The sequence below is a fragment of the Streptomyces pyxinae genome (genome assembly GCF_024756275.1).
GTDB lineage: Bacteria > Actinomycetota > Actinomycetes > Streptomycetales > Streptomycetaceae > Streptomyces > Streptomyces pyxinae.
In genome coordinates this window covers 113,121-126,063 of record NZ_JANUGQ010000014.1, presented here as the reverse complement: position 1 = coordinate 126,063, position 12,943 = coordinate 113,121, and the positions used below count along the sequence as shown (strand labels likewise).

Here is a 12,943-nt window from a genome sequence, read left to right as displayed (position 1 = left end):
ACGGTACGGTCCGCCGGGGGTCCCTCACACCTCCCGGCCGGCCACCTCCGGGCCCGCCCCGGCCAGCCGCACCGGATACCGGCGGCCGCCGATCCGGCAGCCGGTCAGCTCCTCGGGCGCCCGGCCTCCGGCCAGGAAGGCGTGCACCCCGCAGAGCACCGCCACCGGGTCGGGGCGCACCACCCGGCCGCCCTCCGAGGCCGCCCGCACCCGGACCGCGAGCGGGTCCCCGCCCCGTACCCGTACCAGGCACAGCTCCGGCGACAGCACCACTCCGGCGGTACGGCAGCCCGGGTACTCCTCCAGTACGTGCGCCGTCCAGGCGGCGGCGGTCCAGGCCGCCCGGTGCGGCCCGCCGGCGGGCGGGCACCCGGCCCGCCGGTGCAGCAGGTCCGCGCTCCGCACCTGGTGCTCCGCCGCCACCCCGTGCTCGGCGCAGCGGAAGCGCACCGGCAGATCGGTGTGGACGGGCAGCCGCTCCACCCGTGCCTCGCCGTCCGCCACCTCCGCGCGGACCGCGAGCGCCGCGGGGCGGCGGGGCCGGGCCGACGGCACCGGGAGCGCCCGGGCCGTCACCGGGGCCCGGGAGACCGGTTCCAGCCCGAGCTGTTCGTAGAGGCCGTCCCGCAACAGGTCGAGCACCCGCCCCTGTCCGGCGAAGGCCGCCCGGGCCGCCGCCCCGATCCCGGGCGGCCGGCGGCCCCGGAGCGCCGCGTCGATGCTCTCCCGGCCGGCCAGCCGGGGCGCCGCCGCCAGCAGCGCGGCCATCGGGGAGCCCTCGATCAGTTCGCCCCCGCCCTCGCAGGCCACCAGCACCGGGCCGGTACCGGCCGCCGCGTAGTACAGGCCGGTCGAGCCGTGGTCGCAGACCACCACGTCCGCCGCCACCAGGACCGCCGCCCACTCCTCGAACGGCCGGGCCAGCACCAGCCCGGCCGCCAGTGCCGGTTCCAGCCGCTCCCGGAGATCGAAGGCGCCCAGCCGGCTGTACTCGTTCGGGTGGACGACCAGGGCGAGTTGGTAGCCGTCCATCGGAAGCCGGGCCGCCAGTTCCGCGGCGAGCCCCGGACGGCGGCTCAGCAGCGAGTGCGGCCCCCAGGTGGACGCGAGGACGACCAGGGTCCGGTCACCGGTGCCGAGCGCCGTCCGGTAGGCGTCCCGGTGCGCCGCCGACTGGAGCATCCGTTCCAGGGTGGGGTCCCCGACCACGGTGGCCCGGGCGGCGGCGGGTGCGGACGCCGCCGCCAGCCGGTCGAGCTGGCTCGGGTGCGCCAGCGCGTGGACGGTGGGCAGCGCCCGGCCGGCCCGCAGCAGGAACGCGGGGTCGAGACCGGACGGCAGCCCGGGCGAACCCTCGCCGGGCAGCGACTTGTTGAAACCGGCCCCGTGCGGCAGCAGCACCAGCGGGCCGCTCAGCCGGTCGAGACCGCCCTTGGGGCTGGCGGCCAGAATCAGGTCGAACGGCCGCCGGACCGCGTCCTCCCAGCCGATGACGCGCGCCTCGGCCCGGGCCAGGACGTCCAGCGCGTCCACGTCGAAGTCGGAGCCGGGGACGAGGGTGAACAGCCGCTCGATCCGGGAGTCACCCGCGAAGACCGGCAGTACGTCGAGGAGCCGGTAGAGCGCGGCGGCCGACCGGATCGCGAACAACACGGACCACACTCGCTGCCCCTGCCTGCTGCCTGCTGCCTGCTGCCTGCTGCCTGCTGCCTGCTGCCTGCTGCCTGCTGCCTGCTGCCTGCTGCCTGCTGCCTGCTGCCTGCTGCCAAGGTTGTCCATCCTACCGGGCGCGGGATCGTCGGAAGTGCCGTTTTCGCAGTTCAGCGGCGGTGTGGGGGCGTCTTCCGGCGGCATGCCCCCGATCGTACCCGGCTGCCGTCGTCCCCGATCTTCGCCGACTTGCGACAAGCCGGCCACGCGCCGGCCGCCCCTGTGTGAGGATCGTGGACCATGGGCGAATGGGGGGCGGCGCTGATGGCCGCGCTGGCGGCGGTCGGGGGCGGCGCGGTGACCGGCTGGTTCACCCGGAGCGCGGGACGGCGGCAGGCCGACGCGGCCCGGCACGCCGGGGACCGCCAGGCGGACGCCCTGATCGCCACCGTACGGGCGACCCTGGACGACGGACGGGCCGCCCGCGCGGCCGCGCTGCGCCGCCAGACCTACGTCGAGTTCCTGGCGGCGGCCGGCGCCGCCGTGCTGGCGCTGCGCACCGGGGCGGCCGGCACGGACCGGGCCTCGCTGCAACGCGCCCTCGGCGCCGTACTGCTGGAGGGCCCGGAGGAGGTGGCGGCGGCGGCCCGGGAGCTGGCCGCCCGGATCGAGGCGGGGGCGCCGCTCGACGCGGTGGAGGGCGCCCGGGCCGCGCTGCTCACCGAGGCCCGCCGGGCTCTGCGCGAGCAGGAGGCGCCCGGGGAGCCGGGGGACTCCGGGCAGCCCGGGTGACCCGCGGGGCGTACGGCCGGTGACGCCCCGGTATGGCCGGTAATCCGCCCCGGCCGGGACCGGCCGTGGGCCGCTGGCGCTACGGTGGGGCGGGGCACGCGTCCGTGGCGCGAGCGGCGCGAGCGTCTCCGTACCGCCCCGCGGGGCGACAGGACATCAGGGGGAGACCGGGATGCTGGATCCACTGTCTCTGGCGGCCATCACCAGCGCGCTGGGCGCGGTGGGACTCGGCATGGCCAACGAGGCGGGCAAACGGGCCTGGGAGTCGGCCGGCGGCCTGGTGCGCAGGGTCACCGGGCGCCCGGTGCCGGCGCCCGCCGGGCCGGCCGACCGCGCGGCGGTGGCCCGGGCGATCCACGAGGGGGTGCACCGCGACCCGGCGCACGCCCGGGAGTGGCTGGCCTTCACCGCCGGCCTTCCCGCCCCCGCGACCGCCACCGCCGTGCCCCGGCTGCCGCCCTCGGTACGCCACTTCACCGACCGCGAGGACCGGATGAAGCTCATCGGGCGGGAGGCGTTCCGGCCCCCGGACGGCCGGCCCCGGCTGGCGCTGCTGCACGGACCCGAGGGCATCGGCACCAGCGCCCTCGCCGTCCACTGGGGCTGCCGGGAGGCCGGCCGCTTCCCGGACGGCCAGCTCTACGCCGATCTGCGCGGCGACGACTCGGCCGGCGGCGCCCTGCGGGCGGGCCCCGCGCTCGGCTCGCTGCTCCGGCAGCTCGGGGTCACTCCCGGCGAGGTGCCGCCCACCGCCGACGACCGGGCCGAACTCTTCCAGCGGCTCGTCTCCGGGCGGCAGTTGCTGCTGGTGCTCGACCACGCCCACTCGGCCGCGCAGGTGCGTCCGCTGCTCACCAGTGCGCCCGGCGTCTTCACCCTGATCGCCGCCCAGCGCCCGCTGCCCGGCCTCGACACCCTGGACATCCCGGTCGGCCCGCTGGGCGAGCGGGACGCGCGGCGCCTGCTCGGCGCCGTGGCGGGCAAGCAGGCGATGAGCGCCGCCAAGGCCACCCTGCCGTCGCTGCTCGCGGAGTGCGCGGGTTCGCCGTACGCGCTCCGCACCGCCGCCCAGCGGCTCGGCGCGCCGGCCCCCGCCCCCGGCGCGTCCCCCGCGCTCGCCGGCGACCCGCTGGTCCGGGCGGCCGGGGCGGCGTACCGGAGCCTCGATCCCGCGACCGCCCGGGTGTTCCGGCTCGCCGCACTGCGGCCCTGGCCCGCCGTCACCCCGGCCGTCGCCGCCGGTGCCGCCGGACTGACCGGCGCCGAGGCGCTGGACCGTCTGGACGAGCTGGCCGACCGTCAGTTGCTGCTGCCCTGCGGCGAGGCCCGCTACCGCTACCGCCCCGCCGTACGGGAGCACGCCAGGGAGCTGGCGCTGCGCGAGGACGGCTACACCGGCTGCGCGGCGGCCGAGGGGCGGACGCTCCGGGGACTGCTGGAGCTGGCCGAGGGCGCGGCCCACGCCGCCCTGCCGCAGAGCTGGCGGGTGCCCGCGCCGGCGTCCGCCCCCGGCCCGGCGGGGACGGCGCCGGACACCGGCCCGGCCGGTCCGACGTACCCGGACAGCGGCGCCGCGCTGCGGGCTCTGGAGGCCGAGGCGGAGAACCTGGCCCATGCCCTGGACGCCGCCGAGGAACTGGGCGACCACCAGACCGTGCTGCGCCTCGCCCGGTCCCTCTGGCCGGTGCAGCTGAAGGCCGGCCGCCACGAGGAACTGCTGCCCGGGCTGCTGCTCGCCGCGCGCACCGCCGACGCGCACGCCCCCGGCACCCGGGCCGCCGGAGCGGTCCACGCCCAGCTGGCCCACACCCTCACCGAGCTGCGGCGCTTCCCCGACGCCGAGCGGCACGCCCGGGCCGCCGTCGGCGCCGAGGAGGCGGCCGGGCACCCGCGCGGCCATGCCTCGGCCGTCGAGTTCCTGGGCCTGCTCCGGCTCCGGGAGTGGCGCTACGACGAGGCGTACCCCTGCTTCGAGGAGGCCGGCCGGATCTACGACTCCGTGGACCCCGGCGACGAGGGCGCCGCCGACCTGCCCCGCGCCCGCGCCCTGCTGGAACGCCACCGGGGCCGCGCGCTGCGGGGCATGAGCCGGTACGCCCGGGCGCGGGAGCTGCTGGAGAGCGCGGTGAACCGGTTCGGTGAGCTGGGGGACGCGTACAACACCGCCCGGGCGCTCACCGATCTGGCGGAGACCCACGCCGAGGCCGGAGACCCGGCGGCCGCGCTGGCCGCCATCGACCGGGCGGTACCGGTGCTGGAGGCCGAGCGCGCCACCTACGCGCTCGACCATCTGCGGGGCCTGCGGGCCCGGTGCGTGGCGGCCCTCAGTCGTCCTCCGGAGTGACGGTCACCCGGTGCTCCGAGGCACCGGTGCGCACGGTCAGCCCGTGCCGGAGCAGCTCCCCGAGCGGGGTGCCGCCGGCCAGCCGGGCGTACAGGGCGGCGGCGTACGCCAGCGGGTCGGCGTCCGCACCGGGGCCCGCGCCCAGTCGCAGGGCCGGGCCGCCGTCCCGGCCGCGCGCCACACAGCTGTCCGGGCCGGTGACATGGACGGCGAGGCCGCAGTGCGGATACCGCTCCAGCGTCTCGGCGGTCCACCGGCCGGGCGGGCCGAGCCGGGGGTCGTCCGCCCCGCCGCGCCGGTGCACCACGTCCGCGACCTCCAGCGCGGCCCGGTCCCGGGTCTCCTCGTGCACGGCCGTGTGCACCGCCTCCGGAGCGGCGCCCGGTTCGTACTCCGCAGCCCCGGAGGGCCGGCCGGGCCCGGCCTCCGCGTACCGCCGCACCGACACCGCGCCGCCGGGCAGCGGCCGGGTCAGCACCCGCAGCGGGGCGGTCGGCGACGGCGGCTCGTACGCGGGCAGCGGCAACGGCTCCAGCGTGGCCGGCCAGTCCGGTTCGGGGAGGCCCAGCAGGTCGTAGAAGACCGCGCGCAGCCGGGTGGCCGACTCGCCGGGAAACGCCGTGGTGAACTCCCGGGGCCCGGGCAGCGGCACATGGGCGGCGCGCACCCTGTCCAGCTGGGCGCGCAGCGGCGCCCGGGTGTCCAGCCGGGGAGCCGTCCGGACGAACTCCGCGACCGGCGCCCGCGGGTCCAGCCCGTCGAGCGGCGCCGCCCCGAGCAGCACGGGGGTGCCGAGCGCGGCGGCGTAGTAGGAGACGGCGCCATGGTCCCCGATCACCACGTCGGCCGCGATCAGCGCCTGGCGCCAGCCGTACAGCGGGTCGACCAGGGCGAGCCCGCCCCGCCGGGCCCGGTCCAGCCAGGCGCGCACCTGCCCGGGGCCGTGGCCGTGCCAGATGTTGGGGTGCAGCACGGCCGCGGCGCGGTACTCGTCGGCCGGCAGCTCGGACGCCAGCCGCGACAGCAGCCAGGGCAGGACGTCCTCCGCGCCGCTGTCCCCGAACAACGACTCCGGGTTCCAGGTGGAGTTGAGCAGCACCAGCCGCTGGCCGCGCCGCACCCCCAGGGCGCGCCGGAACCGCGAACGGTCGGCGCGGGCCGCGAGCAGCCGGTCGAAGCACGGGTCACCGCCGAACACCGCCGAGGGCACGGCCTCCGGGCAGGCGTCCCTGAGCCGGTCGAGTTGCTCGGGGTGGGAGAGGACCAGGGCGTCGGTGAACGGGACGCCGTCGGCCAGCAGCCAGTCCGGCGACAGCCCGAAGACCGGCACCGGAGCGGCCACAGAAGTAAAACGAGGGTGTTCCGGTGTTCCGGTGTTCCGGTGTTCCGGTGTTCCGGTGTTCCGGTGTTCCGGTGTGGCCAGCTTCTTAGTGTATCCAACGCCGTGCGACAGTACGGCCAATCTGCCCTTGAAAGCGTCGAGTTGACCGCCGAAGCTGGCCGACAGGGCGAGGTCCACCGGAGTCTCCACCGCCTGCTCCCAGGGCAGTACGGGCAGCTCAAGACCGGCGAACAGCTCCGCCACACCGGCCTGGAACGCCGAGGAGCCGGTGCAGGTCACCAGCGCCTGGATCCGCACGTCGCCGTCGAAGAGCGGCAGTACGTCGAGCAGCCGGGTCGCGGAGGTGACGTTGTGCACGATCAGCAGCACCCGGTGGCAGCGCCCCCGGGTGGACCAGCGGGCCGCCTCGTCCCCCACCGGCACCCGGATCCTGCCGGGCTTCCCCCACCCCTGCATCCCTGTCCTTCGTCCTTCCCCGAGGCCTGTGCCTGGGTCAGGATAGACAACCCGCGCTCCGCGCCTCCCCGCCCCGGCGCCGCCCGCCGCCGTCACCCGGACGGCCGCGCCGGGCCGTCTGACGGCAACGGTCCTGGGTACCAGTGGACGCATGAGAGCACTGGTGATCAACTGCACCCTCAAGAAGTCGCCCGAGCCGTCCAACACCCATGCCCTCGCCCAGGTCGTGGCGGACCAGCTCGTCTCGTACGGCGTGGAGGTCCAGTTCGTACGGGCGGTCGACCTCGCCGTCCACCCCGGGGTGACCCGGGACGAGGGGGACGGCGACGAGTGGCCGGAGGTGCGGGACAAGGTGCTCGACGCGGAGATCCTGGTCGTCGCCTCGCCCACCTGGCTGGGCCGGCCCTCCTCGGTGGCCCAGCGGGTGCTGGAGCGGATGGACGCGATGCTCTCCGAGACGGACGACGAGGGCCGCCCCGTCGCCTACAACCGGGTGGCCGGCGTGGTGGTCACCGGCAACGAGGACGGCGCCCACCACGTCGTCAGCGAGATCACCGGCGCCCTCGGCGACATCGGCTACACCATCCCCGGCCAGGCGTGGACCTACTGGCACCTGGGCCCCGGTCCCGGCCCCGACTACCTGGACGAGGAGAAGGGCCGCGACTGGGCGCACAAGACCGGCCGGGCGATGGCCGCCAATCTGTACGGCGCCGCCAGGGCGCTCCAGGTCACTCCGCTGAACGCCCCGCCGAGTTGACCGGCCCGAGGGGCAAATCGATGGAAGCGACGGAAACGACGGAATCGATGGACACTTCGACGGAAGCCGCCGGACACCACCCCACCGAGATCACCGGTCCCGATCCCGGAGACACCTCCGGGGACACCGGCCCCGGGGCGACCCCCGAAGCCAACCAGCCGGGTAACACCCCCGGAAACGCCCCCGGGAACACCTCCGAGGAGACCCCCGGGGGCACCGGCTCCGAGGAGACCACGGAGATCATCGCCCCCGGTCCGCTCGGTGACACCGGCCGGGAGGCCGGGGCCGGCGGGTCCACCCTGGCCTACCGGCGGGCCGCCGACTACGTGGCCGCCGCACTGATCTTTCTGCGGGACAATGTGCTGCTGCGCGAGCCGCTGCGCCGGGAGCACCTCAAACCCCGGCTGCTCGGGCACTGGGGCTCCTGCCCCGGCATCACCCTGGTGTACGCCGCGCTCGACACCCTGATCCGGGAGCGCGACACGGATGTGCTGCTGGTGACCGGGCCGGGCCACGGGGCGCCCGCCAACCACGCCAACCTGTGGCTGGAGGGCACCCATGAGGCGTACGACCCCGCGCTGGCCCGCACCGAGGAGGGCCTGCGGGCGCTGGCCCGCCGCTACTGCGCCCCGGACGGCTTCCCCAGCCATCTCTCGCCCGCCGTGCCCGGCACCATCCACGAGGGCGGCGAGCTGGGGTACGCGCTGGCCACCGCCTTCGGGGCCGCGTTCGACGCCCCGGACCGGCTGGTGGCGTGCATCGTCGGGGACGGCGAGGCCGAGACCGGGCCCACCGCCGCCGCCTGGCACTCCACCAAGTTCCTGGACCCGGTGACCGGCGGCGCCGTGCTGCCGATCCTGCACCTCAACGGCTACAAGATCTCCTCGCCCACGGTCTTCGCCGCCATGTCCGACCGGGAGCTGACCGACCTCTTCCGGGGATACGGCTGGGACCCCCGGATCGTGGACGTCACCGCCGACCCGGACGGCGAGCTGGTCACCGACGCCGTACGGGACGCCCACACCGCCGTCCGGGCCATTCAGCGCGCGGCCAGGCACGGCGGCCCGGACGAGCTCCCGGAGCGGCCCGCCTGGCCGATGCTGGTGCTCCGCAGCCTCAAGGGCCAGGGCGCCCCGGCCGAGGTGGGCGGCAAGCGGATCGAGGGCACTTTCCACGCCCACCAGGTGCCGCTGCCCAAGGTCCATGACGACGACGAGCAGTTCGCGGCGCTGGAGGCGTGGCTGCGCTCGTACGGTCCGGAGGAGCTGTTCGACGAGCGGGGGCGGCCCCGGCCCGAGGTGCTGGCGGTCTGCCCCGAGGGCGACCGGCGGATCGGCGCCCAGCCGGCCGGGGACGGCGGGCGGCTGCGCGAGCCGCTGGACCTGCCGCCCCTGGAGCCGTACGCCGTGGATGTCCACGCGGGCCCCGGCTCGGCCGGTGCCAGCCCCAACCGGGTGCTCGCCGCCTGGCTGACCGAGGTGACCCACCGGACCCAGCGGAGCCGCGACTTCCGGATCATGTCCCCGGACGAACTGGCCTCCAACAAGCTCGACTCGGTGCTCGGCGCCACCGGGCGGGGCTTCGCCTGGCCGGTCGGGGAGTACGCCGAGGACCTCAGCCGGGACGGCCGGGTCCTCGAAGTGCTCTCGGAGCACAACTGCCAGGGCTGGCTCCAGGGATATCTCCAGACCGGGCGGCACGGGCTGTTCCCGACCTATGAGGCGTTCGCCTCGGTGGTCGACAGCATGCTCAACCAGTACGCCAAATGGCTGAAGATGTCCCGGGAGGTGGCCTGGCGCACCCCGGTCAGCAGCCTCACCTATCTGCTGACCAGCGAGGGCTGGCGGCAGGAGCACAACGGCTACAGCCACCAGGGCCCCGGCTTCATCAACAATCTGCTCACCAAGAAGAGCACCGTCACCGGTGTCTATCTGCCGCCCGACGCCAACACCCTGCTGGTCACCATGGAGCGGCTGTTCACCGACACCGGCCGGATCAACCTGGTGGTGGCCGGCAAGCACAACGCCGCCCAGTGGCTCGGCCTGGAGGACGCCCGCCGCCACTGCGCGGCCGGGGCCTCCGTCTGGCGCTGGGCCTCCACCCACGGGGGCGAGGACCCGGAGATCGTGCTCGCCTGCGCGGGCGGCATCCCGACCGTCGAGACGCTGGCCGCCGCCCAGCTGCTCCGCCGGGACCTGCCCGATGTCCGGCTCCGGGTGGTCAATGTGGTGGACCTGTGCGCCCTGGCCCCGCCGGACCGGCACCCGCACGGATTGGCGGACGCCGAGTTCCGGGCGCTCTTCGGCGACGACACGGAGGTGATCTTCGACTTCCACGGCTACCCCTCGGCCGTCCACCAGCTGCTGCACGGGCGCCCCAACCCCGGGCGCTTCCATGTGCGCGGCTACATCGAGGAGGGCACCACCACCACGCCCTATGACCTGCTCGCCAGCAACGGTGTCTCCCGTCACGACCTCGCCGTCGCCGCCCTCGCCCGGCTGCGCGGCCGGCCCGCCGTCACCGGGGACCTCGCCTCCGCCTACGCCGGTCACCGGGACCGGCTCCGCGCCGAACTGCGCCGTACCGGGGTCGATCCGGCCGAGATCACCGAGTGGGCGTGGCAGCCGTGACCGCCGGTGACATCCTGGTGGTGGACGCCGGTTCGTCCAGTCTCCGGCTGTCGGTGTACGGCTCCGGGGGCGAGGAACGGGCGAACCGGAGCTTCGGTGAGCCACCCGGCGAACGGGCCGGCGAGTCCCTGGCGGAGTTCCTCCGGGACGCCCCGCCGGTGGTGGCGGCCGGCCACCGGCTGGTGCACGGCGGCCCCGGGATCACCCGGCCGTCCGTGGTGGACGACACGGTACGCGCGGAGCTGGACCGCGCCGCCGGGCTCGCCCCGCTCCATGTGCCGCCGGCGCTCGCCGCCCTGGACGCCGCGCGCGAGCTGCTGCCCGAAGTGCCGCACGTGGTCTGCCCGGACACCGCCTTCCACGCGGAACTGCCGGAGGCGGCGCGGGCGTACGGGCTGCCGAAGGAGTGGACCGAGCGGTACGGGCTGCGCCGGTACGGCTTCCACGGCCTGTCCTGCGCCTGGACGCTGGAGAGGGCGGCCCGGCTGCTCGGCCGCCCGGCCGGGGAACTGCACCTGGTCATCGCCCACTTGGGCGGCGGCTGCTCGGCGACGGCGGTGCGTGAGGGGCGGAGCGCCGACACCACCATGGGCCTCACCCCGCTGGAGGGCATGGTGATGAGCAAGCGGAGCGGCTCGGTCGATCCGGGTCTGTTGCTCTGGCTCCAGACCTCCGCCGGTCTCCCGGCCGGGCGGCTCGCTGAGGTGCTCAACCGGGAGTCGGGGCTGCTGGGGCTCTCCGGTTCCTCCGGCGACACCCGGGAGCTGGTGGCGGCGGCGGGGCGCGGCGACCGGGACGCCGCCTTCGCCCTGGAGGTGTTCACCCTGGAGGCGCGGCGGGGCGTCGCCCGGGTGGCCGCCTCCCTGGACCGGCTGGACGCGCTGGTCTTCACCGGCGAGATCGGGGAGGATCAGCCCGAGGTGCGGGAGGCGGTCTGCGCCGGCCTCGGGGTGCTGGGCGTGCGCGGCGGACTGGCCCCGGGTAACCCGGAGTCGGACGCGATCGTCAGCCCGGCGGGCGCGGCCGTGCCGGTGCTGGTGGTCCCGGTGGGGGAGGCCCGGCAGATCGCCCTGGAGACCCGCGCGGCGCTGGCCGGCCGGGCGGGCTGAGCGCGCCTCCCGGGGCCCGCCCGCCGGAGGCGGACCCCCGCCCGCCCCGGGCGGGCCCGCCGCTGAACCGCCGGGTGCCCGGCTGAAGCGGCGTGTGCCCTGCGGTGGTTCCGGGCCGCCGGCGGTTCCGGAGGAGCCTGCCACCGGCGATCCCGGCGATCCCGGCGGTCCCGGCGTTCCGCCTGCGGAGCCCGGAACCACCGGCCCGGGAGCCGGCTACCAGCGGTTCCGGTGGATCACCTCGGTGACCGGGCGGCGCCGGACCGGGCCGAAGGTGCCCCGGGGCCATCCCACCGGAACGGCGGCGAAGGTGTGCGTCTCGTCCGGAATGCCGAGCTCCCGCTTCCACTCCGTCTCCAGCATCAGATGCCAGATGGTGAGGTTGGCGGCGAGCCCGAGACCGCGCGCCGCGAGCAGCAGGTTCTGCACGCCCGGGTAGACGCAGGAGCCCTCGGCCAGGGCCTGGAACCGTTCCCGGCCGGACACCTGGCCCTCGGTGGCGGCCGGGCCCAGTGCCTCGGCCGCCGCCCGGAGCCCGGCCTCGTCCACCCGGGGCTCCGGGAAGCGGTAGCAGGGGACGACCAGGGCGGGGGTGTCCGCGAAGTGGTCGCGCTGGTACCTGATGGCGGCGACCATCCGGCCGTACGCCGCCTCGTCCATCCCGGCCGGCGCGTGCTTGCCGGTGGTCGCCAGATACGCGTCCACACAGCGGCGCCAGAGCGGGGCGAGCCGGGCCATCACCGCGCGGTCGGTGACCACCACGTACTCGTACCGCTGCATATTGCCGCCACTGGGGCCCCAGACCGCCGCCTGGATCAGCCGGTCCAGCAGCTCGTCCGGAACCGGGTCCGGCTTGAGCCGGCGCATGGCGCGCATGGTGGACATGGTGTCGAAGAGGCCGGGTTCGGCGCCGGTGGCGCGGGATTCGGTCGTCATGATCACCAAGTCTAGGCAAGCCGCGACCGTTTGACACCGGGGGGTGACGCTCCGTCATGCGGCCTTCGGCGCGCACCCCGCCGGGTGCGGGTTCAGCCGGACACGGCCGCCGCCGCGTCGGTCCGGACCCGGGTGGTGGCGGGGACGACGACCGGGGAGCCGTCCGAGGGGGCGAAGAGGATGTCGGTCTCGATGCCGTACAACTCCCGCACCAGCGCGGTGTCGATGGTCTCGCGCGGGGGGCCGGAGGCGATGACCCGGCCGTCGCGCATGGCGACCACCAGATCCGCGTAGCGCGCGGCGGCGGCCAGGTCGTGGACGACCATGACGATGGTACGCCCGGCGTCGGCCACCTCGCGGACCAGGTCCAGGACCTCCACCGCGTGCCCGATGTCCAGCGCGCTGGTCGGCTCGTCGAGCAGGACGACCGGGGTCTCCTGGGCCAGTGCCATGGCGAGCCAGCAGCGCTGCCGCTGCCCGCCGGAGAGCTGGTCGAGCCGGCGGTCGGCCAGCCCGGTGGTGCCGGTGGCGGCCAGCGCGTCGGTGACGGCGCGCTCGTCCTCGTACGACCACTGGCGGAACAGCCCCTGGTGCGGATGGCGGCCGTAGCGCACCAGACCGGCCACCGTCACCGCCTCGGGGGCCTGCGGGGACTGGGGAAGGAGCGCGATGCGGTGGGCCGCCTCGCGCTGCCGCAGCCGCCAGACGTCGGCGTCCCCGGCGAACACCCGTCCGGCGGCCGGCTGGTGGAGCCGGGCCATGCAGCGCAACAGGGTCGACTTGCCGCAGCCGTTGGGGCCGACGACGGCGACCACTTGGCCGGACGGTACGGTCAGGTCGACACCATCGACCGCGGTGTGGCCGGGATAGCCGGCGCTGAGCTTCTCGACGCGGAGTTCCACTGGGTCCGGCCCCTCCCGGGTAACG

Annotated in this window: 9 protein-coding genes; 5 read left to right on the top strand and 4 right to left on the bottom strand. The window is 76.1% G+C overall.

Translation table 11 applies throughout. The annotated features are described in order from the left end of the window. Positions 1–24 precede the first annotated feature (24 nt). A complete protein-coding gene (locus tag NX801_RS17825; RefSeq protein WP_258788739.1) occupies positions 25–1,779 on the bottom strand; it encodes a translation initiation factor 2 in 1,755 nt (584 codons plus the stop codon). 171 nt (positions 1,780–1,950) lie between these two features. Here NX801_RS17825 and NX801_RS17820 point away from each other — a divergent pair, with 171 nt between their 5' ends. After that, entirely contained in the window at positions 1,951–2,442 is a 492-nt protein-coding gene (locus tag NX801_RS17820) for a hypothetical protein (RefSeq protein WP_258788738.1), read from the top strand. A 172-nt stretch (positions 2,443–2,614) separates the two neighbouring features. Continuing rightward, on the top strand, positions 2,615–4,786 hold the full coding sequence (locus tag NX801_RS17815; protein WP_258788737.1) for a tetratricopeptide repeat protein: 2,172 nt from the start codon (positions 2,615–2,617) through the stop codon (positions 4,784–4,786). On the opposite strand, the gene NX801_RS17810 is transcribed toward NX801_RS17815, so the two are convergent. Further along, positions 4,767–6,584 carry a hypothetical protein gene (locus NX801_RS17810; RefSeq protein WP_258788736.1) on the bottom strand — a complete coding sequence of 606 codons (1,818 nt, stop codon included), beginning with the start codon at positions 6,582–6,584 and terminating at the stop codon, positions 4,767–4,769. The two genes, NX801_RS17815 and NX801_RS17810, sit on opposite strands and share 20 nt — an antisense overlap. Before the next feature lie 151 nt (positions 6,585–6,735). On the opposite strand from NX801_RS17810, the gene NX801_RS17805 reads away from it, so the two are divergent. From NX801_RS17805 to NX801_RS17795, 3 genes are read left to right on the top strand one after another with little or no spacing between them, the layout of a single operon-like run. After that, positions 6,736–7,341, top strand: coding sequence for a flavodoxin family protein (locus tag NX801_RS17805; protein ID WP_258788735.1), 606 nt, complete (start codon positions 6,736–6,738; stop codon positions 7,339–7,341). Positions 7,342–7,388: 47 nt separating this feature from the next. Then, positions 7,389–9,971, top strand: a complete 2,583-nt coding sequence (locus tag NX801_RS17800; protein WP_258788734.1) for a phosphoketolase family protein — start codon at positions 7,389–7,391, stop codon at positions 9,969–9,971. Then, positions 9,959–11,080, top strand: coding sequence for an acetate kinase (locus NX801_RS17795; protein ID WP_258788733.1), 1,122 nt, complete (start codon positions 9,959–9,961; stop codon positions 11,078–11,080). Before NX801_RS17800 ends, NX801_RS17795 begins: the two co-directional genes overlap by 13 nt. Before the next feature lie 216 nt (positions 11,081–11,296). Here the strand turns inward: NX801_RS17795 and NX801_RS17790 are convergent, their stop codons facing one another. Together NX801_RS17790 and NX801_RS17785 are read right to left on the bottom strand one after the other, a co-directional pair. After that, positions 11,297–12,016 carry a nitroreductase family protein gene (locus NX801_RS17790; RefSeq protein WP_258788732.1) on the bottom strand — a complete coding sequence of 240 codons (720 nt, stop codon included), beginning with the start codon at positions 12,014–12,016 and terminating at the stop codon, positions 11,297–11,299. A gap of 92 nt (positions 12,017–12,108) precedes the next feature. After that, on the bottom strand, positions 12,109–12,918 hold the full coding sequence (locus tag NX801_RS17785; RefSeq protein ID WP_258788731.1) for an ABC transporter ATP-binding protein: 810 nt from the start codon (positions 12,916–12,918) through the stop codon (positions 12,109–12,111). Positions 12,919–12,943 lie beyond the last annotated feature (25 nt).